This window comes from Rhizobium sp. BK512, assembly GCF_014194915.1.
Classification (GTDB): domain Bacteria; phylum Pseudomonadota; class Alphaproteobacteria; order Rhizobiales; family Rhizobiaceae; genus Rhizobium.
The window spans coordinates 615,523-636,810 of record NZ_JACIAS010000001.1 but is presented as its reverse complement, the minus strand read 5'-3'; the positions used below and the strand labels follow the sequence as shown (position 1 = coordinate 636,810).

Sequence of the window (21,288 nt, the reverse complement as noted above, 5' to 3'; positions counted from 1 at the left end):
TTGACATGGATCACTTTCAGGCAGAACACCGTTCCGCTCTTATAAGATTCCTATAGGCGCCTGTGGCTTGGCCGCAGGTCGGTGACTGAACCATGGACATACCAGTGAAAGAGCGGGAAAGCGTTCTGCGCCATCCCGGCTATCTGAACTTCGCCGCCTCCCGGGTCTTTTCCTCACTTTCCTTCCAGTCCGTGGCGATCGCCATGGGATGGATGATCTACGATCAGACGCATAGCGCCTTCGCGCTCGCGCTCGTCGGTTTCTGCCAGTTTCTGCCGATGGCCGTGCTGACCTTTGTCGTCGGTCACGTCGCCGACCGGTTCGATCGCCGGCGGATCGGGCTTGCCTGTCAGCTGATCGAGGCTGTTACCTCGCTGGTTCTGGCGATCGCAACCTGGCAGCAATGGCTGACACCGGTCGGAATTTTGGTCGCGGTCACCATCATGGGCGCCGTTGTCGCCTTCGAGCGGCCGACCATGGCGGCACTCCTGCCCAGTATCGTGCCGGTTTCGATGCTGCAGAGAGCCGTTGCCACGTCGACCTCGATGATGCAGACGGCGCTGATCATCGGCCCTTCGCTCGGTGGCCTTCTCTATGGCGTGAGCCCCATTGCGCCGTTCGCGGTCGCAGCCGTGCTTTTTGCGGTGGCGAGCTTCAATGTGATTTCGATCCGCATGCAGTGGACGCCTTCGAAACGCGAGCCGGTAACACTTACGTCCGTCTTCGCCGGCGTTTCCTTCATCCGCAGCCGACCGGTGATGCTCGGCACCATCTCACTTGATCTCTTCGCAGTGCTGCTCGGCGGCGCGACGGCCCTGCTGCCGATGTTTGCACGCGATATTCTCCATGCCGGCCCGTGGGGCCTTGGCCTGCTGCGCGCGGCACCAGCGATCGGTGCGCTTGCCATGTCCATCGTGCTGGCCCGCCGGCCGCTGACATCGGAAGTCGGCCGCAAGATGATGATGGCAGTGGCCGTTTTTGGTGTCGCCACAATCGTCTTCTCGCTCTCGACCAATATAACGGTCTCGGTCATCGCGCTGCTCGTCGTCGGTGCGTCCGACACGGTCAGCGTCGTCGTGCGAAGCTCTCTCGTGCAGCTTCTGACGCCTGACGAGATGCGTGGCCGCGTCAATGCCGTGAATTCGCTCTTCATCGGCACATCCAACCAGCTCGGTGAATTCGAGTCCGGCATGCTTGCCGGCGTGATCGGCCCGGTCGTGGCCGGCATCGTTGGCGGGGTCGGTACGATTGCCGTCGTGCTCCTGTGGACGCGGCTTTTCCCGGATCTCCTCAAGGTGAAGACCCTTCAGGGCTAGGCCCTATCTCCTTGCCGCATAGGCCGTGGGCATTAATTGACGCGCCCATGTCGGATGCCGCCGGCGTCGAACGTCCTTCGGACGTTAAAACGAAGGGAGATCTGCAATGTCCTATGTTGATGGTTTCATCGTCGCCGTTCCCCGCGGGAATGTCGATGCCTACAAGGAATTCTCTGCCTATGCCGGGTCGATCTGGAAAGAATACGGCGCGCTTGAATATGTCGAATGCCTCGGCAACGACGTGCCCTATGGTGAGCTGACCTCGTTTCCACGCGCCGTGATGGCCAAGGATGACGAGGTCGTGGTCTTTTCCTGGATCCTCTACAAGTCCAAGCAGCAGCGCGACGAGGTCAATGCCAAGGTAATGGCCGATCCACGCCTTTCCAGCGACAAGTGGCAGATGCCTTTTGACGGCAAGCGCATGATCTATGGCGGCTTCGAGGAACTGCTGCGGCTGTAACCTCAGAGATGCGCCATTGACTTCGGGGGCAAGGCACGCCACCTCGCGAGAGACAATCTGCGACGGAGACCGCCTTGCCCCAGACGATGCTTACACTATCCACCCGCGGTCAGGGCCTCTACGAATTCACCGATCAGGCTAATGCCTTCGTGCGACAGTCCGGCATGGAGGAGGGGCTGCTGACTGTCTTCGTGCGCCATACCTCCTGTTCGCTGCTCGTTCAGGAAAATGCCGACCCTGACGTGAAGACGGACCTCAACAATTTTTTCCGCCGCCTCGTGCCGCCATCATCCGACCCATCGATGCGATGGGTCATCCATATGAGCGAGGGGCCGGACGACATGCCGGCTCACATAAAGGCGGCGCTGAACCAGGTTTCGATCGGCATTCCCGTCGGCAACGGCCGGCTGATGCTCGGCACCTGGCAAGGCATCTATCTCTTCGAACACCGCGATCGCCCGCATCGGCGCGATGTGGTCCTGCATCTCGGCCCGTAGATTGGCTTGCGCATTCCGGGACGAAAGCGACTGCGCTGCTTTGCCGGGCATTGTTTCTGCGCCGTTAACCGTCCTGAATGCCAACTGAATGGCCGGTTCGAACAGCATTCAGCTTCATGCGTTTAGTCTCGAGACAATCCCAAAAGGGAGATTGAGGAAACACCACGAGGAGACAAACCCGAATGTCGCATTTCCTTGCCAAGGCTTCACTTGCCGCACTGCTTGCCCTGAGTTCCATTCCTTTTGCCGGCTCCGCCGCTTTCGCCGCGCCGCAGTCCGATTTCGTCGTCAAGGCGCAGTATAATCGCCCGCCGGTTCGCGGCTGCTCGCCGATGCAGGCTATCCGCAAAGCCCGCTATTCCGGTTTGCGCGATGTGCGCATTTCAACCATCACACCGCGCCGGGTCGTCGTTGCCGGTCGGGACCGCCGTGGCTGGGATCGCATGACCTTCGCCAACGTGCGCGGCTGCCCGCTCATGTATCGCTGATCGGTGGACCGGGGGCAGGGGAGCTTGAAGCAGGAAAACCTCGCCTCCGCCTGTTTTGCCTTGACCGCGATGCTTTCGCCCGTCTTCTCTCGGAACTGTATGCAAGTGATTCCGAAATAGGCTCCGGCAGTTGCCCGCGTGGCTATCAACCATAAGGATCTTTTTTATGATGCAGTTTATGGCGAAGGCCGGGCTTGCCGCCCTTCTTGCCGCCGCTGCGCTGGCCGGCACCGTTGCGCCGGCTGCAGCACAGGTAAATATCATTATCGGTGAACCGGACCGTGGGCCGCCCCCGCCGGATTGGCGTCGTCCGCCGCCACCGCCGCCGGGTTATGGCCGTCCGCCTCTGCCTCCGCCGGGTTACGGGCGTCCGCCCCGCGGCGGCTGCGATCCGCGCATCGCTGCAAACATCGCCGAGGATTACGGCCTGCGCCGTACGCGCGTCGTTGATATCACGCCGCGTCGCGTGATCGTGCAGGGCTGGAGCCGCCGCGGCCCGAGCGAGATGACTTTCGGCAACGTTCGCGGCTGCCCGCTCCTGCGCCGCTGACGCCAGGCGCGACCGTTCAGTGCGTAAAAAACCGCCCTTGCAGATAGCAGGGGCGGTTTTCTTTTGAGCGGCTTTCCCGTCGGGGCAGGGCGCCGAAGCGCCCTGCGGAGACTTACTGTTCGATTGCGAAAGTCACGCTGACGGTGACATTGTAGCTGTTCTCGCCGCCCTGAACGGGAACGGCAGCGGCGTCGGAAGCTTCCTTCATCATCGCTGCGCGATAAACCGGCTGCGGCATCGGGCGCACGACATTTTCGCTGATTTCGACGATGCGGCCGACCTTCACGCCGGCGGCTTCACTCAGTGTCTTCGCCTTCTTGATCGCATTGGCGACTGCGTTCTTGCGGGCTGCCTCCAGGGCGGCTTCCGGCTTGTCGTTGGTGAACTGGATATCACCGCCCTGATTGATGCCGAGGGTGACGGACTGGTCGATGATCTCGCCCAGCTTGGAAAGGTCACGGACGCGAACGGTGACCGAATTGCTGGTCTGGTAGCCGATCAACTGCGGCGGCTGTGGCTGATTGTCGACCGGCTGCGGGTAATTGTACTGCGGCTGGATCGAAAAGCCCGACGTCTGCAGGTCACGGTCGGCGATGCCGCTCTTCTTCAGTGCGGCCAGCACCTCGTTCATCGCCTTGTTGTTTTCATCGAGCGCTTCGCGGGCAGTCTTGGCCTGCTTGACCACGGACAGATTGACGACCGCCATATCGGGAGCCAATGCCGATTCGCCCTCTCCGGACACGTTGATGACCGCTTCGCGCGGCTGATTCTCCTGCGCAAGAAGTGGAGCGGATGCCGCGAGCGGCAGGCTCAGAAAGGCTGTCAGAAAGGCAGTCTTGGTGTAGTTCGGCGCCATGTTTGTTCCTCGGCTGTTTGCGTCCCTGCGAGCTTTGTGTCTGCGGATTGTGAAGCTATTGCGGCAGAAATCGATGCGGGGACTGCTTTATCATGATGGTTGGTTTCGACCAAAGAGTGTAAGGGCAATCAACGCATGGTAGACAATCCGAACCTCTCGCTGCTCCTGCGGACGATGACCATCCCGGTCTATCCCTTCGATGTGGCGTTAGAGCGCGGGTGGTGGTCGGCCGAGGTTAATGTCTTTACCGTCAAGAACAATCTGATAGAGCTAGGGCCGAACAGCCACGACACGGCGATTGCGACGAAGCTCGACTACAAGCGGCAGTAATTCAAGGGAATACGCTGCTCCGTCACCCAACTGCTTCGTGCTGCCGACTATGCTAGAAGGGTGCAATATTCTCCATGGTAGCGAGCGAAGAGCCCACCGCCACGCCCTCCCGCCTCAAGCCTGTCCTCATCATCCTGTGGCTGCTGCTGATTTCGGCACCCATTCTGGAAAGCGACAGCTATCGCTATGCGGCGCTGCTGCTGATCGGGACGATCTTTGTCTGGTTCAAGCCGAATTTGAGCCTGCTGAAGCGAGACTGGCTGGCCAACGCCTGTGTTGCCTGGGGCGCCTATGCGCTGCTGCGCTTTCTCTTCGGCCTGATCGTCTACGGCGAGAAGGGTGCGTCCGACTGGCTCTACGCCTTTCCGCTGTTTTTCCCAGCCGTCGGCATCGCGCTTTATTCCAGCCGGAAAGAGGTCGGGACGGTCCTGGCGATCTATTTCCCAATAGCACTTGCCGCCCTGCTGATCTCCACCGACTACCAGCCGATTCTTGCAGGCGACGACCGTATTTCGCCGCTCTTCCACAACAACCTGATCCACGGGGCGATCGGCTGCGGCTTCCTGATGATCGGCGCCTTCTACTGGCTGTTGCACGCCTGGGAGACCGGCAAGCTTGAGCGTCGTTCCGGCAGCTGGATCATTGCCGTCGCGACGCTCATCATCGCGCTCTGCCTTTTCAACATTTACGGCTCAAAGGCGAAAGGCGTCTGGCTGAGCCTTGTCCTTGTCGGGCCTCTCATGCTGGCCTCGATGCTGCTTTATGCAAACAGACGCCGGGCTGCTCTGGTAGGAGCTGCTGTTATTGCTCTCGTGGCAGCAGCGCTTTTTGTCGGCGGCGATGATATCTGGAGGTTTGCCGGCCCCACTTATGAGGCCACCGTTCGGATCGAGACCGAAATCTCCGCACATGGCGTTCGGGATGCCGTCGCTGCTGCGATCGCGTCAAGAGATACGCCGGAATCGATGAGTGAACGGCTGCAACTCTGGGCGAATGCTTCGGAAGTGATTGCCCAGGCGCCTCTCTTTGGTGCCGGCAACCATTGGCTCACCCTCTGGAATTCGACCACCTATGCCAGCGTGCCCTATACACTGCTCCATAACGGCTACTTCGAGATGCTTGTTCGCCATGGGCTGTTCGGCATCATCGTTTTCGCGATATTGGCAACAGCCATGTATAGGCGGGTTTTCGCTGCCTGGAGGGCCGGGCTGATCAGCCTCAGCGCGCTGCTGGCCTATAGCATGGTGACGCTATTCTTCCTCGGAACGATCCTGTCCAATTCCAACAACCGGCTGGCAATCGGCGAATCGTTCTTCTTCGTATTCTCCGCCGTCGCGTTTGCCTGCGGGATCATGCTGAGGAAGGGGGAGATCGGGCAGGATACCGGGATGATGTCCCGGGATCAGAAGGCTGCCTGAGAGGGCGATGGAAGCCCGCCTGGAAGGGATTCGAGCGCTCTCAAGCTGAGCGCGCCCGTCTGGTCAGATACCGAAATCGTCAAGAAACGAAGGATGGATCGCAGTCTTCCTTGCCTCGCGCGCATCACGATAGCGCTGCTGGGCAGAACCAAGACCACTGACGATCCGTCGCATGAGACCGCTTTTGCGGCGTTTGAAAATCAAGGGCATATCAAGCTCACTTTTTTTATTTTTGTTAGCCGGCGAGCATATAATTTGTGCGCGATGCAGCAACAATGGGCATTTTGGCATGCCACCTATGCATAATATGACAGTTATATGACAATGGCTCCGTCTGCCGTCCCGTCACGGGCTGGCGACCTTCCTCTCGCCGTCGATGGTATCGGCTATGGCGGTGCTGTAAGATGCTTCCCGCTGTCGTCCTTTCGGGGGAAGAGACTGACATGGAGCGCCGCCTTGCCGCTGTCCTGATTGCCGATGTCGTGGGCTACGGCCGTTTGAGCCAGGTCGACGAGGAGGGGACGCGTCTGCGTTTCCAGGCAGATCTGAGGGAGATCGTCGAACCTTCGATAGCCGAGCATAGCGGACGATTGGTCAAGACCATGGGCGACGGGCTGCTGGTCGAGTTTCACAGCGTCGTCGATGCCATGCGCTGCGCAGTGGATGTCCAGAGGCTGAAGGCAAGGCACAATGCGGAGATTCCGGACGACCGTCGTCTCGATTTCCGCATCGGCATCAATCTCGGTGATATCATCGTCGAGGGAGACGATATCCACGGTGATGGCGTCAACCTCGCCGACCGCATGCAGTCGCTCGCCGAACCTGGCGGAATAGCGATCACGGGCCCAGCCTACGACCAGGTGAGATCGAAGCTCGATGTCGGTTTCATCTCGCTTGGCGAGCAGAAGGTCAAAAGCCTTGCCGAGGCCGTGCGAGTCTATCGTGTCGTACTCAGCCCATTGGCAGCAAAGGGAGCTGCCAATGCGCGCCGATATCCGGGCCGCCGGAGCATCGTGGCAATGGCTGCTGGCGCCTTCCTGCTCATTTTTGCCGGAGCTGCGCTATGGTGGCAGCCATGGGCGTTGCTGGAAAGCCCTTCGGTTGCCGGACGGTTTGCCTATCCGCTGCCGGACAAGCCGTCCGTCGCCGTGTTGCCGTTCATCAATGTCAGCGGCGACGTCGAGCACGATCATCTTGCCGAAGGCCTGACCGACGACCTGATTACCGAGCTCTCCAAAGTCTCCGGCCTCTTCGTCATCGCGCGCCACTCCGTCTTTGCGGTGGGTGACGATGGCGGCAAGATACAGGATGTGGCGGCCGAACTCGGTGTTCACTACGTTCTCGAAGGCACGCTGCAGCGCGCAGGCTCGCGATTGCGCATCAATGTCAAACTGATCGACGCCCTGACCGGGCTTTCCCTCTGGGCCGAGCGCTACGACCGGGAATATGCCGACCTTTTCGCGGTTCAGGATGATGTCATCAGCAAGATCATCGCAGCGCTTGCCATTCGGCTCAGCGAGGGCGAGCGCACGCAATTGGCGCAGATCCCTACGGAGAATCTCGAGGCCTACGACTACTATATGCGCGCCGAGCAGGCGGGCCTCACCTATGGAGATGTCGCGACTTACCGCGAAGCGCTGTCCTATTACCAGAAGGCGATCGACCTCGATCCGAATTTTGCCGATGCGCATGCGGGGATCGCGCGGATCGCCGTCGATGTCTGGCGCAACGACTACAATATCCTCTGGTCGGCGGCAGTCGCCCGCAAGATCGCCTACGACGCTGCAGGGCAGGCTTTGAAGATCGACCCGAACAATGCGCGGGCGCATACGGTACTTGCTCTTCTGCAACTGGTCGATGGTCGCCAGACGGAGGCGCTGATATCGGCGAACCGCGCCGTGCAGGCGCAGCCGAGCGATGCTGAAGCCAATGGAAATCTGGCCCTCGTGCTCGCTCATATCGGCAATCATGACCAGGCGACCACCGAAATGGAAAAGGCGCTGCGTTTCGATCCTTCGCCATCGCCCGGCTTCCAGTTGTTGGCGGGTATCGTCTTCTACATCATCGGCGATGACGACCGGTCGATTTCGCTGATGGAGGCGGCCCGCGACGCGCTTCCCAATGCGGAGGCTGCGCGCGAATTCCTGACCGCGGCCTATATCGAGGATGGCGACAGGAAACGCAGCCTGCAGGAGAAGACGAAGCTGCTGGCGCTCTTTCCCGAAAGCAATCTCACCTACTACAGCTATCTCTACGACTACTGGCGCAAGGACGATCTGAACCTGCATTTGAGCAGGCTGCAGAAGGCGGGCATTCCCGAATGGCCCTTCGGATTTCAGGGCGAGAAGGCCGATCAGGTTACCGGCGAGCAGTTGCGCGATCTCATCAGCGACAAGAGCTGGGCCGGCAAACACCGCAACGGCACACAGTTCGTCCAGTTCTTCGACAAAGCGGGCAATACCGCCTATCGCAGCGCCAACACGAATATTACCGGCACTGTCGAGATCAGGGGCGACTGGCTCTGCGAGAAATTCCCGGGCTATTTCCTCGACAGGATGGTCTGCGGCAACGTCTATCGCAACCGCGCTGCCGACGAGCCCGGCGCGACATATGTGCATGTCACGCCGCAGGCGCTGAAGTTCTTCTCGATCGGGGGCTGACCGCCGATCGGACAGCTACTGGGCAGAGGGGTGCTGCCAGTCTTTCTGTGTCTTCTCCGAGATCAGGATGTTCTGCACTTCCGACCAATGCTTTTTGGAGTCGACCACCTTGGTGGGGTTCTTCACCAGTCCTTCTGCGGCACCGGGATCATAGCTGATATAGAGCTTGCCTTCGATGATGCGCCAGGCATTCGGATCGATGTTGGTGGTCACCGTTCCGAAGGACACGCCGTCGGCGCAGTAGCCGCCATATTGCGGGGCATATTTGCCGGGATCCTTGACGAACATGTCACGATGCTCGGCACTGGCGAAATACCAGGTAGCGCCCAGCCAGTGGTGGGAATATTGCGGCGATCCTTCCATGGCCTTATCATCCGTGAAATAGGCGACCGGGTCATAGCCCTTGATCGCCACATCGCCGAAATAGCCCGTATTGACGAAGTCCTCCGCCGTAGCCTCGTTCGCCAGCAGCAGGACGGCGATGCCGCCTATTGCTGCGGCCTTCACAAATCCATTCCAGTGAGACATTTCAATGCTCCCGTTTTTCAGGCGCGCACGCTCATTTTCGCTTCGTGCATTCGTCATAGAGCCACTGACCCGTGAGGTCGGCTCCCTGACAGGCGGCGCCTGCTTTCAACAAAAGAGTGACGGCGTCCCAGTGTGATCGCCATCCGGCCTGGGTCACCGGCGTGTAGCCGTTTCTTTCCTTCGGCTCGATATCGGCCTTCTGCGCGAGCAGAAAAGCAATGACATCGGCATGACCTTCCTCGGATGCCGCATGCAGCGGGGTCATATTGTAGAAGTTCTCGTGATCGTTGACGGAGGCACCTCTTGCCACCAGCAGCTCCACGATATCGAGATGGCCGCCATAGGCGGCCGCATGCAGCGCAGTGAGCCCACCCTTGTTGCGGATCTCGATGTCGCAACCGCGATCGAGAAGAAGGGTAACGACATCTGCCTTGCCGGAGAGAGCCGCAATCAGCAGCGCCGGCTCGCCGGTATTATCAAGTTCAGCGAGGTTCGCCCCCTGATCTGCAAGCTGCTTGACGCGCTCGACATTGCCTTCGCGCGCGGCATCGTGCAGTGGTCCCGCGGATGCTGCGGAAATCCCAAGGCCGAAACAGATGAAGCTGATCCAAAAGACATTCATCGCGCACCCCCGTCTTGCCATCACTGGCTTACAAGCGCGAAAGTATAATTAAGCTATCATGAATATGAGGAGGCGGCAATGAATGGCGACGTCATCAGCTATATTGAGCCCCTTAAGGTCTGGGCAACGTTTCACTGGGACTAAGGCGAGCATCCGCGTGCGCTCGCAAAGGACGTGGAACGAGATAGACTACTGAGCCAGAAAACAGCGCGGCGTCTGGTACGGAAACTACGAATCGGGCTTGGTGTGCGTAATTTGGAGAAAATATAGTTCGCCACATACCCGGGTGCGGACGGCTATTGATTTCATTGTGAAACCCTTAGGCTATCGCCACGAGCGATTGGTTTCTTCGCCACATACATTGGTGCTGAGAGGGTATTTCGCCACATACGATTGCGCTGGCTACTTGATGCGCGGTTCAGGACCGTTCACTACCCGCCACATCCACCCTTTGGCATCCTCCTCGCCAGCACTGTTTTTCACGCCGAGTATTCGTTGATAGTGGCGTTTCATCGCCGTCTGACGCCTACGGAATTCCGGAAGATCAGCCATGTTGCGACCTGGTTGATCTTCGGTGCGCCCCTCAAATTCCAACGGGAAAGCTTTTAGGATTAGCAGCGCCATGTTTTTTGAGAACTGCCTGTCGATGCCCTTCAGAAGCAGCGGCCAGATATTATGATCGGGATTGGGGACCATGAGCCTGTCAAATAGAACGATGTTGCCGTATTCGAGCGGGTGATCGTCTTCATCCCAAAATTCGGAAACGAATTCGGCCATCTCATAATCTTGTTGGGTGGCGATGTCGGCGGCCTCTATGAAGTCCTGATGTCCAGGAAAGAAATCAGCAAGTGACCATTCTCGAAACAACGCTATCGCCATAATTCGCTCGCCGCGCGCGATACGCATTTCGACCGCTCGATACTTGAACGGCTCGCATTCCTCAGCGTTGTACCGAGACTGCCTGCAAATGAGAGATAGCTCGCCATCTTCGATCTGCCATGCTTTTCGAACGGATTCGAAGTTATGCTCGGTCGCTGTTTCTTGAAAAGCCTTAGTACGTCGATCTTGTGCCCACTGTTTGGTGTACATCGTCGCTCGAAGTCCTGGATCAGTTAGAAGTTGTCGGCACAATTTCTCAAAGGGTGAAGTCACGGCTTATCGTGCCGTTTCCACAGCAATTACTCAATATTGGCTAGCGAACTTCGCGTGTTCTTTGGCGTTAGCGCGAATCATGCCAGATAGTTATAACTCAACCCCTTGTTGCGGTGTACGATGAGCAAAGTTCGATCCATCGAGTTCAAGGACTATAAATCGTTCTCACGTTTCGTCTTGTCGTCGAGGGAGCGAAACGTGCTGGTAGGACCGAACAATGCCGGTAAGTCGACAGCGTTGGATGCATTTAGAATAGCCTTCGATGTCCTACGCTTCGCCAGCAGGCGGACTGCAATCCTCAAGACACACGACCCCTTTGGAGTCTGTTCAACTTGGATGGTTCCAGCCTCGGCCGTCCAGAACGACCTCAGGGCTTGTATCCATAATTTCGGCGATGGGCCTGCGCAAATAACGATCAAGCTTGAAAGCGGGAACTCGTTTGTAATCTCCATACCCAGCGATGGCGATATCGAATGTTTTCTGGTGGCTGACATCGCGGGCCGTAAGAACACGGGCTTTCTCCGTGAACGATTTCCGCTGAAGCTCGTAGTCGTGCCGACGCTAAGTCCACTCGAGCAGAACGAGGAACTTGTTCTTAAAGAGACGGTCGAACGAAATAGATATGGGAGGCTCGCCAGCCGTAACTTTCGGAACTTTTGGCTTCACAAAAGCAAAGATGATTTCGAGGCTTTCGCCGATTTGGTGGAACTGGGCTGGCCTGGCATCAAGCTGAGCTATCCAGAAGTCGAATACGGCGGAGCCAAACCGATCGTGAGAATGTACTTCCGCGACGGAGCAAATGTCAGAGAGGTTCAGTGGGCAGGCTTCGGCTTCCAGGTGTGGATGCAGACGATGATGCATCTGAGCGAGGCTGATCAAAACTCGACCCTAATACTGGATGAGCCTGACATTTATTTGCACCCCGATCTGCAACATCGACTTTTGGACGTTATCGGACAGCGCGTTGGCCAGTATTTTGTCGCTACGCATTCGACGGAAATCATCAATGCAGTTGAGCCGGGAGATGTCCTCATCGTTCGCCCCGATTCCAGGGGCGCAAGGAGAATTCAGGGAGAATCGGGATACTCCGACGTTTATGCAGCGATCGGCAGTTCCGAGAACGCTCAATTCGCCAGGTTGGCGAAAACGAAGAAAGTGCTGTATTTCGAGGGAAAGGATGCCCGCATTCTCTCCAAGGTCGCGAAGAAGCAGGGCGGTATGGACTTCATTTCCAGTGCGACTGTTACGCTCATGAAGACGGATGGCTTCGCCAACTGGTCCCGAGTTTCGACGTCGTCATGGGTATTCGAAAATTTCTTCGGCTTCCACATTCCCGTCGCGGCAATATTCGACCGTGACTATCGTTGCGATGATGAGGTCAAGGAATTTCTCAACGACGTCAACACAAACGACACGCAATGCCGGGTTCTTCCATTTAAGGAAATAGAAAATCTGCTTCTTGTGCCTGCAGCAATAGCGGCCGCGATAAGGAGACATTCCACTCGCGTTCTGCCCGCTAACTGGGAAGATGAGATTTCGAATATTTTTCAATCATGCTTGGAGAAGATGAAATCAAAGACACTCTCGGCTCGTATTGGCAGCAGGATTAGCTATGAGGTCGGCAGGGGATCGAAGAAAGACATCGCGACTGTCTCGGCCGCGGAGGAAGAAGACTTCACGAAATCATGGCTGTATGAGGAGTTCAAGCGAAAGGTCGTACCCGGAAAAGCGGTTTTTTCAGATATTGCAGGCAAAGTTCAGGAGAAGTTCGCGGTGACATTGACGCCTGCGAGGATCATCGACGAACTGAGAGCAGGAGACATCGACCCTGAGATGTTTGAAATTCTTCATGACATCAAAGCGCATCTGGGTGAGTAGCTGTGCGCGCGCGTATCGCCTTTAGCTTCGGTCTTAAACCTTCGACTGCCCTGGGCAATAAGCCTGATACGAGGTCGTCATGACTCTTTCAAAACGCATCAAGGAACTGGAGGACGATCAGCTGGAGGAGTTCATCGACATCTGGGCGGAGCGTAAATCGAAAGACTACGTCAAGGTCGAGCGTTTGGGACAGGCCAACGACAAAGGCCGCGATGTTGTTGGATTTGTCACCTCTGCCCGCCATGAAGGCGAGTGGGACCTTTTCAACAAGAGCCGTGACCACGACGCAACGCGACCGCGGGTTCTACTTCCGATCGAAAACCCTGTTGAAACAATCCGGAAGGTCGTTCTGGCGCTATCTATCGGTCTGACCAATTGGTATTGATTTCGGCACGAGGTCTCCCCTCGCATACGCGCTGTAGTAACTGCGGCGTAAGAGCGAATGTATCTACAATATCGTGCGCGCCACATATGCCGGAATGCACATGGCGTGATTGGAGGGAGACCTCGTGCCGCATCCATTACGCGCTTTCGGCGGCGTCAGCTTCCGCGTCCGTCTCCCGACGGAGATGACGGACATAGGCACCTTACTGGGCCACCTTTGCCTCTCCGAGGCCGAGCTGCGGAAGATTTGGTGGTTTCGAGGACGGATGTACAAAGACTTCTCCGTTCCTTCGAAATCTGGGAAGCCCAGAATTATCAGCGCGCCTGATCGGCGACTGAAAATGCTACAGAGGACGATCGCACCACTTCTCGATCAAATCTACTCGCCCAGAAATCCAGTCCATGGATTTGTCCCAGATCGATCCGTTAGGACCAACGCGACCTCACACCTGAAAAGCAAGTTCGTCGTAAATTTGGATGTCGAACGCTTTTTTCCGTCCATTTCTGAAAACCGTGTTGCGGGTCTTCTGAAGGCCGTCGGGGTCGACGAGTCCGTCGCGATAGTGGTTGCCCGTCTGTGCACCAACCAGGGGGTTCTGCCGCAAGGTGCGCCGACCAGCCCGGTCTTGTCGAACATGGTTTGCTTCAAACTGGACAAGGAACTTCAGGCGATCGCCAAGGCGGCACATTGCATCTACACACGGTATGCCGACGACATCACCTTTTCGAGTTACCAGCCGCCAGGAGGTTTGTTCGCCGAAGGCGTTCCGCCGACAGGTAACTTCGCCTCGGATTTGCTAGCGCCGCGGCTGGTCGAGGCGTTCACAAATAACGGGTTCAAACTCAATCCAGCCAAGTCCCACTACGGAGATAAGAACAGTCGCCGTATCGTGACTGGACTCAAGATCAATTCCGGTTTGAACGTCGACAGGCGTTTTGTCAGGAACATCAGAAGCACCCTGTACTCGATCGAGACCATAGGCATAGTGCCTGCGCAGAAAAAGTTCGAAGACGAGCACGGAGGCAAGTGCGACCTTGCTCAACACCTGAAGGGCAAGATTTCATGGCTGGCAAGCGTGAAAGGGCAATCCGATCCGATCTTCCGTGCAACAGCCGCCCGCTATAATTCCTCGTTTACGACGCAGCCAATCAAGGTTTCACCGACCCGCGCGCAAATCAGGAGCCGAGCCGTATGGGTGATCGAGCACTTTGAGGGCAAATTTGCCCAGGGAAGTGCTTTCTTTTTGAAAGACGTCGGTCTGGTTACTGCCGCGCATTGTGTTGAGGAAGCGCTTGGAGCGGAGATTGATGTCTATCACCCCTCGAAGCCATCGAACGGTTTCAAGGCAAAGGTAAGACAGCATCACACCGTCCGCGACCTTGCGATCCTGGACCATAATATTCCTGCTCACGAATTCTTCGAGTTCGAAATGGCGACTAGAGCGCCGTCACTCGGAGATGCGCTGACGGCGGCCGGATATCCCGGCTATGGACCTGGGGACAGTTTGAATGTTCGTTCGGGCCACATCAGTAGCTTCTCTGTAAAGAGTGCGGTTCCGCTTATCGAGGTCACACAAAAGCTAACCCAAGGGATGTCGGGAGGGCCAGTTCTTGATGAAGAAGACAAGGTAGCTGGTGTCATTCACAAGGGCGGCCCGGAAGAAGGCAGGGATTTCGCGGTCCATATAGATGCTTTAACGGCCTGGCTCGATGGGCGCTAACCCACGCGTGGGATGAGTTGTTCGTAGATGTGGTTCATGATTTCCGACTGACAACGACATTCGTGGCCATCCTCGATCCCAGTCGGAGAACGGCGTAGTCGCTATAGTCATCAGAAGGTTCCGCGCAGGGACAAATCTATTGAAGCATCAGGGACAAAGCAGCGCGCTTTGGGACAAACCTTTTGAGCGATTCCAGTTCCAAAAACGACGGTCCAATGGTGACTCCGACTAGATTCCAATGTGCTACCCTCAAATTAGGAATCTAGTCTTTCTTAATGAGGTACGAGAATACAGGTTGCCTATGTTTCCAAATCATCTAGCGGCGGAACGTGGTCAATAGCATTAAACATCTCCAAAACGCCATTTGTCTAATAAAAACAATGATGTTTAGCGCAATCGTATTGACGAAAAAATCATCGTTGGTGACGAACTAGAGAAAATGGTGGGCCCGGAGGGACTCGAACCCCCAACCAAGCGGTTATGAGCCGCCGGCTCTAACCATTGAGCTACAGGCCCGGCACCCAGGGTGCGGTCAGCCGGGGCAATGGCACCCGCGGCTTTTGTCCGCTTAACGCAAATCCGGGACAGTCACAAGCCATGAGCGCAAGCATCTGTGGACGATGCATATTTCCGGTTTGCCCTCTGGAACCTTCGCAGGCGGGCTACATTTACTCCCGTCAGACTGGATCTGAAGAGGGCAATCGCAGAATGGTGGCTTCCCAGGGTGCCGTGGTGCTCATCGTCGAGGATGAGCCGCTGATCAGGTTCAATATACTGGATGTGCTTGAAGACGTGGGGCACGTGGCGCTCGAGGCGGGGAATGCGGACGAGGCGATGGTGCTTCTAAAGTCCCGCAACGATGTCGATATTCTCTTTACCGACGTCAACATGGCCGGCTCGATGGACGGCATACAGCTTGCCAAGCGGGTGAGGGCGATGCGGCCGAATATCGGCATCATCATCACCTCGGGCATGGTGCGGCTCGATCCCATGTCGCTGCCGGCCAACACGGCCTTCCTGCCGAAACCCTATCAGCACGAGGCGCTGATTTCGGCGATTGATTCCATGACGCGGTAGCAAGGCGAGAGCGGTCAATCCGGGCTCGACAAAGACGGCGGCGGGATGGGAACGTCGGTTGCTCCGGTCGCGGCCTCGGTTTCTTCGATCTGTCTGCGAGCCTGTTTGTTGGTCTTCGTCGTTTCGCCGCGCAGTTCGGCCTCGGCATCGCTCCAATGGCGCAAATCCTGGCCGTCCGGCCTGCCTTCCTCTTCCCAGATTGCGTAGGCGCGCTCGCGCACGCTGTCCTCGTTCCGGTCCGTCATGGCTATCTCCCGTGGTTTCGATCATCGCAAAACCGGCGGGGGAGCCGAATGTTCCGGCGAGGTGCCTGAGATCGGGAGGTGCGGCCGAGCCTGAAGGGAGGTCTGCTTCAAGCCCGGCCGCTGGCCCCGGGGGGCCTTAATTATAGCTGCTCTTCAGCAGGTCGTTTTCCTGATGCGCCTTCTTCTCATAGATTGTGAAGAGAGCCATCGAGAGGAGATAGGAGAGGAAGGGGTCTCCCATCTGCGTTGCGATATCGCGGGATGCGAGGATATGTCGTTCCAGCGCACCGATGTCTTTTTGTACGGTGGTTTCGCTCAAGCGGTTCATGCTGCCATCTCCAGAAATTGAGTCACGACGGAACGCGTCGGGACGTAGCGAGTGTAGAGGGGTGTATCGATGCCGAGGGATGCGCGCATCCTGGTGAGCACATGTTCGGAAACTTCAAAGGCGCCGCAGCAAACCGGATATTTGCCGTAGCCGTCGGCGCGGCCGAGTTCCTCGACTTCAGCGCCGGCGCGCTTGTAGACGCGCTTCAGGTGCGGTTCGTAATTGGAGATCATGGTGTGGATGCCGTGATCGAGGGCGCATTCGCAGAGTGCGAGCAGCAGCATCGAGAAGGCGCGGCCTGCATCGACTTCGGGAAAATCGTCGGCGATTGCCTCCTCGTCGATGCACATGCGGGTGCCCTCCCAGATGCCGGGGGCGACGAGATTGGCTGCCTGCGGGAAGGTTGCGCGGAAGACGTCATAGAGGAGGGTCGGACCGGTCGTCGGCATCAGGCGCATGCCGCCGTAAAGGCGGGTGCGGGTTTCGTCGCACCAGACGAGATAGGCCGGGCAGAGCGAGTCATAGCTGTCGCGCTCGAAGGGGCCGATTACCGGAACGTTCCAGCCAAGGATGTCCGCAAAGACTTTCTTGCGCAGGCGGAACATCTGGTCGAGTATGAAAGCGTATTTCTGATACTCATGTGCCTGAATGATAACGAACATTTTTCCCTCCAGCGTGTTGGGTTCGTGAGAGCAGAATGGTTCAGGACGGCGGAATCGGAAATTCCCTCATATGGGCGCCTACAGATGAGCCCCCGCATATGGGGGGGGGGCGCTCAAGCCTCTTGCGGGCAGCCTGAAGCATGCCGCAGAGCGGATCTCGTCAGTGTGGAAAAGATTGGCGAAGGCCATGCCTTCCGGCACGTCCGACGCTTGACCAGCGAGGGTTTCGATCCGACCGGAAGGAAAAGGCTAGGGATTGATGATGCGCAGCTGCACGGCCCGCGAGGCGGCCGCGGAAATGGTGGCACAGCCGAGCTTGAAGCGGGCGGTTTTCAGATAATCGCGGGTCGTATGCTCGGAAATGCCGAGGATGACGGCGATATCCTTATAGTCCTTGCCGAGTGCGGTCCAATGCAGGCATTCGATTTCGCGCGGGGACAGCGTCGGTACCGGGTCGTTCTCGCCGTGAAGCTCGTAGATGGCCTTCCGGTGGATGATATGGGCGAGCTCGATCCATTCATTGCGATAGAGCTTGACCATGGCGTTCCAATCATCAAGCGGAACGCGGGCGTTGATCGACAGCAGCGCCCGGCGCTGGGCCTTGTCCGCGACGGGGATTGAATAGCCGTTGCCGCCGATCCCGTGCTTCTGGGCATCGACGAGCATGGCATAGGCTTCCGGCGTCGGCTCCACCTCGCTCCAGTCAAAAGGCAGCTGGCGCTCGAAGCCCTGTTTGACGATCGGATCGACCTTCACATAACTGTTGAGCAGATAGCGCGACACCCAGGCATCCGGATAGGTGGTGCGCACGAAAGGAGCGTCGATCTTTGCCGCAATGGTCTGAGCGAGGTGATAGGTGACATAGTCAACGGCATAGCCTGCCTGGAAAATGCGGATGGAAGCATCGACATTGGCCGCGGCCTTGATCTGTTCGAAAACGGGTTCGAACTTTTGGGAATAATTGTTTTCCGTCATCGTGTCGCCTGCCTTAAACCATTCAATCCTACCGCGAGGAATGTCGAAAATACAAGGCATCCCCACATATGCGGGGAATGACTTTTCCAGGTCCGTCTGTTAGCGCCTTTTTCGGGGAGGCTCCAGATGGACAGCAAGAGAACGTTCGATATCGCCGAATGCCATCAGGCAGCAAAAGGGCTGAGATCGAGTTGGCAGGACATGGCTGGCTCCGAGGCGCTGATCCGCGCTCTCGTTGCCGAGCGCAACGGCGATACGTTGCTCGCCTTGTTCTGGACAGAGGTTCACCGGGCGCTCTGCGAAGAGAAGTAGCCGCTTCTTTACCGTTGCTTCGGTCTCGAAATTTCTTCGATATCGACGTTCGTACACCGAATGGATCGCGGCTTTATCCCGATGGCACGCAACTGCCTTCGGAGAGGCGCGCCCGGATATGGCCGTGCCGACATTTCCCAGCAGAATTGCACGCGGGACAAGGCGTTCGTTCGCCTGATCGGAACGTGCGGCACGGACGGTGAGTTCGATCATGAAAATGCCATTGGCGAAGGTCCCGGCTATGTCGTGTAAAGCAGCAAGATGACAGGTGTATCGCGCGTGCATCGCCATGGTCAGTCAGGTTAATGGCGTATGAACACGTTTTCACATTTTGTCGCCACTTAAGTTGCGTTGCCTGCTGGAGGCAAGATGGCCGAAGTCCCGGCCGGCGAAATATCCAGTGTATTCGGGGTTCCTCCAGCAAATATGCTTGACGGATCGTTACCGTGAAGCGCAAAGGTGTTTGTGGAAACGATTACACAAAATGCCATTGTGCCATATTGGGAGGGGATCAGGATTGCGTGTCGTGCGCAAAATCATTTGCGTTGTGTCTCGCAAGAGCTGCTTGACGACGGCAGGACTGATCTAGCGGAATGCAGATGACAGAAAAGCGCGTGCACCTGGTCTTCAAGACCCATCTCGATATCGGTTTTACCGACCATGCCGAGAAGGTCCGGCGTCAATATCACGAGCGCTTCATCCCGCAGGCGATCGAGACCGGTGCGCATTTCTATGCCGAAAACCCCGAGGAGCCGAAGTTCATCTGGACAACGGGCGCCTGGCTGATCTGGGATCATCTGAATTCCCGTTCGCCCGCCGAAGTCGCGGCACTGGAACAGGCGATCGAACGCGGGCTCATCCGCTGGCACGGCCTGCCGTTCACCACCCATACCGAGCTGATGTCGCATGAGCTTTTCCGAGCGGGCCTTTCCTATTCACAGGAACTCGACCGTCGTTTCGGCAAGCAGACGATTGCAGCGAAGATGACCGACGTTCCCGGCCACACGCTCGGCATGGTGCCCTTGCTGGCCGAGGCCGGCATCCGCTTCCTGCATCTCGGTGTCAACACGGCTTCCCCGCCGCCCGAGGTGCCCGACATTTTCCGCTGGCGTGCGCCTGATGGCGCGGAAGTCGTTGTCATGTACCAGCGCTCCTATGGCGAGACCTATTTCCCGGAAGGTTTCGACGATGGGCTGAGCTTTGCGCATACGCAGGACAATATCGGCCCGCAGAGTGTGCCGCAGACGGCTGAAGCCTATCGCGACATTCGCCGCATCGAGCCCGATGCCGTCATCCGCGGCGCGACGCTGGAGGAGTATGGTGCGATCCTCTGGGAAAAGCGCGAGCGTTTCCCGGTGCTGGAGCTGGAACTGGGCGATAGCTGGATCCATGGCAGCGCCACCGACCCGTTGAAGACGGCGAAATTCCTGGCTTTGCAGCGGCTCTATGACCGCTTTGCGGGCGAGGGGCTCAATGGGCGCAGGCTCGCCTTCGGCCGCGGGCTCGCCATGGTGGCGGAGCATACCTGCGGGGTGGATATCAAATCTTATCTGCGCGACGACAAAGCCTGGGCGAGAGCCGATTTCGAAGCCGCCCGCAAGACGGATTACCGTTTTGCCTATACCGAAGCGTCATGGGATGAGCAGCGCGGTTATGTCGACCAGGCCGTCGCCGAACTCGATGCCGACGACATGCAGCAGGCACAGGCAGCGCTCGCGGAACTCTTTGCGCCAGCGCTCGTCGGAACTGCGAGCCGCGAGACGCAGCTCGCCATCGGCGGCTGGTCAATCGAGCTCAATGAGGTGACGGGCGATATCGCTACGCTTACATCGCCGCAAGGGCGCCGGATTGCCGGCCGCAGTGGTTCGCTGATCGCCTATCGCTACGAGAGCTACGATGCTGCCGACATCAACAGGCATATGGACACCTATCTGACGCATCGGCAGGAATGGGCCGTGCTCGATCACGACAAGCCGGGGCTTGGCGCTTCGGGGGCGGCGCTTTCGAAGGTTTTTGTGCCGAGCCTCGAAAGCGCGGGCGATGGCGGCGTTCTCTTGTCGATGCCGGCCGAAGCAGTCGAGCGATTTGGGGCTCCAAGGCAACTGGCTCTGGAGTTTTTGCCGGATGACGGTGTGCTGCAATTGCGGCTCTCGCTGCGCGACAAGCCGGCCAATCGCATGCCGGAGGCGAGCTTCCTGTCGTTTACGCCTGCCGGTGCAAAGGACTGGCTCTTCAGGAAGATGGGGCTGTGGCACCCGGCCGGCAATTTCGCCAGATCCGGGGGCGCACAGCTGCAGGCGGTCAACGCTGTCAGCGGCGAAATCGCCGATGTCGGAGCCGTCGTCGTTCAGCCGCTCGACACGCCGCTGGTTGCCCCGCAGAGCTGGGATTTCATGACATTCTGCAGGGGATTGCCGGATTTTGAAGAGGGAATCCGTTTCAACCTGCATAACAACAAGTGGGGAACCAACTTCCCCATGTGGTGGGAAGGCGATTTTTCCGCCCGTTTCCGACTCAGCCTGGATTAGACGGCCTGGTCACACCGCTCGCGGAAGCTTGTGGCGTTCGGCGATCTGGGCGGCAGGTTTGCGGGGTTCGGGGGCTTTCGGGCGGAATTTGACAAGAACCTCGTTGCCATCGGTCGAAGCGCGCGTCCGCTCCAGCCTGTCTCGTTCGGCAGTTGCCTGAAGCCAATGCTCAGCGTCGCGGCCATTCGGCCTTCCTTCCGCTTCCCAAATCGCGTAGGCGCGCTTGCATATCCAGTCGTGCCGGGAGGTATTGCTCATCGTTGCGTCCTTCTTGAGCCGCTGTTTGACCTCATCGAATCCA

At 57.8% G+C, this 21,288-nt stretch carries 24 protein-coding genes and 1 tRNA gene; 15 read left to right on the top strand and 10 right to left on the bottom strand.

All coding sequences use genetic code 11. The annotated features are described in order from the left end of the window. The first annotated feature begins 92 nt into the window (after positions 1-92). The 5 genes from FHX06_RS03250 to FHX06_RS03230 all read left to right on the top strand — a co-directional run bounded on the left by FHX06_RS03250 (position 93) and on the right by FHX06_RS03230 (position 3,311). Positions 93-1,316 carry an MFS transporter gene (locus tag FHX06_RS03250; protein ID WP_183878074.1) on the top strand — a complete coding sequence of 408 codons (1,224 nt, stop codon included), beginning with the start codon at positions 93-95 and terminating at the stop codon, positions 1,314-1,316. A 106-nt stretch (positions 1,317-1,422) separates the two neighbouring features. Then, the gene (locus FHX06_RS03245) at positions 1,423-1,776 is read left to right on the top strand and encodes a DUF1428 domain-containing protein (RefSeq protein ID WP_018114104.1); all 354 of its coding nucleotides are present in this window, start codon (positions 1,423-1,425) and stop codon (positions 1,774-1,776) included. A 74-nt stretch (positions 1,777-1,850) separates the two neighbouring features. After that, complete coding sequence (locus FHX06_RS03240; RefSeq protein ID WP_183878072.1) at positions 1,851-2,273, top strand: secondary thiamine-phosphate synthase enzyme YjbQ; 423 nt, start codon at positions 1,851-1,853, stop codon at positions 2,271-2,273. Between the two features lie 182 nt (positions 2,274-2,455). Next, a complete protein-coding gene (locus FHX06_RS03235) occupies positions 2,456-2,761 on the top strand; it encodes a hypothetical protein (RefSeq protein ID WP_112543639.1) in 306 nt (101 codons plus the stop codon). Positions 2,762-2,927: 166 nt separating this feature from the next. Continuing rightward, positions 2,928-3,311, top strand: a complete 384-nt coding sequence (locus FHX06_RS03230) for a hypothetical protein (protein ID WP_112543640.1) — start codon at positions 2,928-2,930, stop codon at positions 3,309-3,311. 112 nt (positions 3,312-3,423) lie between these two features. On the opposite strand, the gene FHX06_RS03225 is transcribed toward FHX06_RS03230, so the two are convergent. After that, complete coding sequence (locus FHX06_RS03225; RefSeq protein WP_183878070.1) at positions 3,424-4,167, bottom strand: SIMPL domain-containing protein; 744 nt, start codon at positions 4,165-4,167, stop codon at positions 3,424-3,426. A gap of 135 nt (positions 4,168-4,302) precedes the next feature. Here FHX06_RS03225 and FHX06_RS03220 point away from each other — a divergent pair, with 135 nt between their 5' ends. From FHX06_RS03220 to FHX06_RS03205, 4 genes are all read left to right on the top strand, one after another. Further along, entirely contained in the window at positions 4,303-4,497 is a 195-nt protein-coding gene (locus FHX06_RS03220) for a hypothetical protein (RefSeq protein WP_113210753.1), read from the top strand. Positions 4,498-4,571: 74 nt separating this feature from the next. Further along, complete coding sequence (locus FHX06_RS03215) at positions 4,572-5,915, top strand: O-antigen ligase family protein (RefSeq protein WP_183878068.1); 1,344 nt, start codon at positions 4,572-4,574, stop codon at positions 5,913-5,915. Between the two features lie 93 nt (positions 5,916-6,008). Continuing rightward, positions 6,009-6,221 carry a hypothetical protein gene (locus FHX06_RS03210; protein ID WP_183878066.1) on the top strand — a complete coding sequence of 71 codons (213 nt, stop codon included), beginning with the start codon at positions 6,009-6,011 and terminating at the stop codon, positions 6,219-6,221. A 137-nt stretch (positions 6,222-6,358) separates the two neighbouring features. Further along, a complete protein-coding gene (locus FHX06_RS03205) occupies positions 6,359-8,575 on the top strand; it encodes an adenylate/guanylate cyclase domain-containing protein (RefSeq protein WP_183878064.1) in 2,217 nt (738 codons plus the stop codon). A 15-nt stretch (positions 8,576-8,590) separates the two neighbouring features. Here the strand turns inward: FHX06_RS03205 and FHX06_RS03200 are convergent, their stop codons facing one another. From FHX06_RS03200 to FHX06_RS03190, 3 genes are all read right to left on the bottom strand, one after another. Continuing rightward, positions 8,591-9,103, bottom strand: a complete 513-nt coding sequence (locus FHX06_RS03200; protein ID WP_112969204.1) for a YHS domain-containing (seleno)protein — start codon at positions 9,101-9,103, stop codon at positions 8,591-8,593. Positions 9,104-9,134: 31 nt separating this feature from the next. Beyond that, complete coding sequence (locus FHX06_RS03195; RefSeq protein WP_113210751.1) at positions 9,135-9,725, bottom strand: ankyrin repeat domain-containing protein; 591 nt, start codon at positions 9,723-9,725, stop codon at positions 9,135-9,137. Positions 9,726-10,127: 402 nt separating this feature from the next. After that, the gene (locus FHX06_RS03190) at positions 10,128-10,814 is read right to left on the bottom strand and encodes a hypothetical protein (RefSeq protein ID WP_183878062.1); all 687 of its coding nucleotides are present in this window, start codon (positions 10,812-10,814) and stop codon (positions 10,128-10,130) included. A 183-nt stretch (positions 10,815-10,997) separates the two neighbouring features. On the opposite strand from FHX06_RS03190, the gene FHX06_RS03185 reads away from it, so the two are divergent. From FHX06_RS03185 to FHX06_RS03175, 3 genes are all read left to right on the top strand, one after another. Next, a complete protein-coding gene (locus tag FHX06_RS03185; protein WP_183878060.1) occupies positions 10,998-12,755 on the top strand; it encodes an ATP-dependent nuclease in 1,758 nt (585 codons plus the stop codon). A 79-nt stretch (positions 12,756-12,834) separates the two neighbouring features. Beyond that, entirely contained in the window at positions 12,835-13,140 is a 306-nt protein-coding gene (locus FHX06_RS03180) for a hypothetical protein (RefSeq protein WP_183878058.1), read from the top strand. 265 nt (positions 13,141-13,405) lie between these two features. Beyond that, positions 13,406-14,860, top strand: coding sequence for a reverse transcriptase domain-containing protein (locus FHX06_RS03175; protein ID WP_246715470.1), 1,455 nt, complete (start codon positions 13,406-13,408; stop codon positions 14,858-14,860). A 440-nt stretch (positions 14,861-15,300) separates the two neighbouring features. Here the strand turns inward: FHX06_RS03175 and FHX06_RS03170 are convergent. Further along, positions 15,301-15,376, bottom strand: a tRNA-Ile gene (locus FHX06_RS03170). 192 nt (positions 15,377-15,568) lie between these two features. On the opposite strand from FHX06_RS03170, the gene FHX06_RS03165 reads away from it, so the two are divergent. Next, positions 15,569-15,937, top strand: a complete 369-nt coding sequence (locus FHX06_RS03165) for a response regulator (protein WP_113115220.1) — start codon at positions 15,569-15,571, stop codon at positions 15,935-15,937. 14 nt (positions 15,938-15,951) lie between these two features. On the opposite strand, the gene FHX06_RS03160 is transcribed toward FHX06_RS03165, so the two are convergent. The 4 genes from FHX06_RS03160 to FHX06_RS03145 all read right to left on the bottom strand — a co-directional run bounded on the left by FHX06_RS03160 (position 15,952) and on the right by FHX06_RS03145 (position 18,147). Further along, a complete protein-coding gene (locus FHX06_RS03160; RefSeq protein WP_113115219.1) occupies positions 15,952-16,182 on the bottom strand; it encodes a DUF2934 domain-containing protein in 231 nt (76 codons plus the stop codon). A 136-nt stretch (positions 16,183-16,318) separates the two neighbouring features. Continuing rightward, positions 16,319-16,510: a hypothetical protein gene (locus FHX06_RS03155; RefSeq protein WP_007824152.1), complete on the bottom strand. Its 192-nt coding sequence runs from the start codon at positions 16,508-16,510 to the stop codon at positions 16,319-16,321. Beyond that, positions 16,507-17,172, bottom strand: a complete 666-nt coding sequence (locus FHX06_RS03150) for an acyl-homoserine-lactone synthase (RefSeq protein WP_112541193.1) — start codon at positions 17,170-17,172, stop codon at positions 16,507-16,509. The genes FHX06_RS03155 and FHX06_RS03150 overlap by 4 nt, the downstream gene beginning before the upstream one ends. Before the next feature lie 249 nt (positions 17,173-17,421). Further along, the gene (locus FHX06_RS03145; RefSeq protein ID WP_113115337.1) at positions 17,422-18,147 is read right to left on the bottom strand and encodes a LuxR family transcriptional regulator; all 726 of its coding nucleotides are present in this window, start codon (positions 18,145-18,147) and stop codon (positions 17,422-17,424) included. A gap of 126 nt (positions 18,148-18,273) precedes the next feature. Here FHX06_RS03145 and FHX06_RS03140 point away from each other — a divergent pair, with 126 nt between their 5' ends. Together FHX06_RS03140 and FHX06_RS03135 are read left to right on the top strand one after the other, a co-directional pair. Beyond that, positions 18,274-18,459 (top strand): hypothetical protein, encoded by a 186-nt coding sequence (locus tag FHX06_RS03140; protein ID WP_112541194.1) that lies wholly within the window; start codon positions 18,274-18,276, stop codon positions 18,457-18,459. A 599-nt stretch (positions 18,460-19,058) separates the two neighbouring features. Continuing rightward, positions 19,059-20,987, top strand: coding sequence for a DUF5054 domain-containing protein (locus FHX06_RS03135; protein ID WP_183878056.1), 1,929 nt, complete (start codon positions 19,059-19,061; stop codon positions 20,985-20,987). A gap of 9 nt (positions 20,988-20,996) precedes the next feature. On the opposite strand, the gene FHX06_RS03130 is transcribed toward FHX06_RS03135, so the two are convergent. Next, the gene (locus FHX06_RS03130) at positions 20,997-21,245 is read right to left on the bottom strand and encodes a DUF2934 domain-containing protein (RefSeq protein WP_112541313.1); all 249 of its coding nucleotides are present in this window, start codon (positions 21,243-21,245) and stop codon (positions 20,997-20,999) included. Positions 21,246-21,288 lie beyond the last annotated feature (43 nt).

Excerpts from the sequence above, each read along its gene's own strand:
- FHX06_RS03185 (WP_183878060.1), top strand. The coding sequence starts at position 10,998 with ATGAGCAAAGTTCGATCCATCGAGTTCAAGGACTATAAATCGTTCTCA.
- FHX06_RS03210 (WP_183878066.1), top strand. The coding sequence starts at position 6,009 with ATGGATCGCAGTCTTCCTTGCCTCGCGCGCATCACGATAGCGCTGCTG.
- FHX06_RS03225 (WP_183878070.1), bottom strand. The coding sequence starts at position 4,167 with ATGGCGCCGAACTACACCAAGACTGCCTTTCTGACAGCCTTTCTGAGC.
- FHX06_RS03140 (WP_112541194.1), top strand. The coding sequence starts at position 18,274 with ATGGACAGCAAGAGAACGTTCGATATCGCCGAATGCCATCAGGCAGCA.
- FHX06_RS03235 (WP_112543639.1), top strand. The coding sequence starts at position 2,456 with ATGTCGCATTTCCTTGCCAAGGCTTCACTTGCCGCACTGCTTGCCCTG.
- FHX06_RS03135 (WP_183878056.1), top strand. The coding sequence starts at position 19,059 with ATGACAGAAAAGCGCGTGCACCTGGTCTTCAAGACCCATCTCGATATC.
- FHX06_RS03160 (WP_113115219.1), bottom strand. The coding sequence starts at position 16,182 with ATGACGGACCGGAACGAGGACAGCGTGCGCGAGCGCGCCTACGCAATC.
- FHX06_RS03230 (WP_112543640.1), top strand. The coding sequence starts at position 2,928 with ATGATGCAGTTTATGGCGAAGGCCGGGCTTGCCGCCCTTCTTGCCGCC.
- FHX06_RS03215 (WP_183878068.1), top strand. The coding sequence starts at position 4,572 with ATGGTAGCGAGCGAAGAGCCCACCGCCACGCCCTCCCGCCTCAAGCCT.
- FHX06_RS03155 (WP_007824152.1), bottom strand. The coding sequence starts at position 16,510 with ATGAACCGCTTGAGCGAAACCACCGTACAAAAAGACATCGGTGCGCTG.
- FHX06_RS03175 (WP_246715470.1), top strand. The coding sequence starts at position 13,406 with ATGTACAAAGACTTCTCCGTTCCTTCGAAATCTGGGAAGCCCAGAATT.
- FHX06_RS03180 (WP_183878058.1), top strand. The coding sequence starts at position 12,835 with ATGACTCTTTCAAAACGCATCAAGGAACTGGAGGACGATCAGCTGGAG.
- FHX06_RS03195 (WP_113210751.1), bottom strand. The coding sequence starts at position 9,725 with ATGAATGTCTTTTGGATCAGCTTCATCTGTTTCGGCCTTGGGATTTCC.
- FHX06_RS03190 (WP_183878062.1), bottom strand. The coding sequence starts at position 10,814 with ATGTACACCAAACAGTGGGCACAAGATCGACGTACTAAGGCTTTTCAA.
- FHX06_RS03200 (WP_112969204.1), bottom strand. The coding sequence starts at position 9,103 with ATGTCTCACTGGAATGGATTTGTGAAGGCCGCAGCAATAGGCGGCATC.
- FHX06_RS03250 (WP_183878074.1), top strand. The coding sequence starts at position 93 with ATGGACATACCAGTGAAAGAGCGGGAAAGCGTTCTGCGCCATCCCGGC.
- FHX06_RS03145 (WP_113115337.1), bottom strand. The coding sequence starts at position 18,147 with ATGACGGAAAACAATTATTCCCAAAAGTTCGAACCCGTTTTCGAACAG.
- FHX06_RS03205 (WP_183878064.1), top strand. The coding sequence starts at position 6,359 with ATGGAGCGCCGCCTTGCCGCTGTCCTGATTGCCGATGTCGTGGGCTAC.
- FHX06_RS03165 (WP_113115220.1), top strand. The coding sequence starts at position 15,569 with ATGGTGGCTTCCCAGGGTGCCGTGGTGCTCATCGTCGAGGATGAGCCG.
- FHX06_RS03245 (WP_018114104.1), top strand. The coding sequence starts at position 1,423 with ATGTCCTATGTTGATGGTTTCATCGTCGCCGTTCCCCGCGGGAATGTC.
- FHX06_RS03150 (WP_112541193.1), bottom strand. The coding sequence starts at position 17,172 with ATGTTCGTTATCATTCAGGCACATGAGTATCAGAAATACGCTTTCATA.
- FHX06_RS03130 (WP_112541313.1), bottom strand. The coding sequence starts at position 21,245 with ATGAGCAATACCTCCCGGCACGACTGGATATGCAAGCGCGCCTACGCG.
- FHX06_RS03220 (WP_113210753.1), top strand. The coding sequence starts at position 4,303 with ATGGTAGACAATCCGAACCTCTCGCTGCTCCTGCGGACGATGACCATC.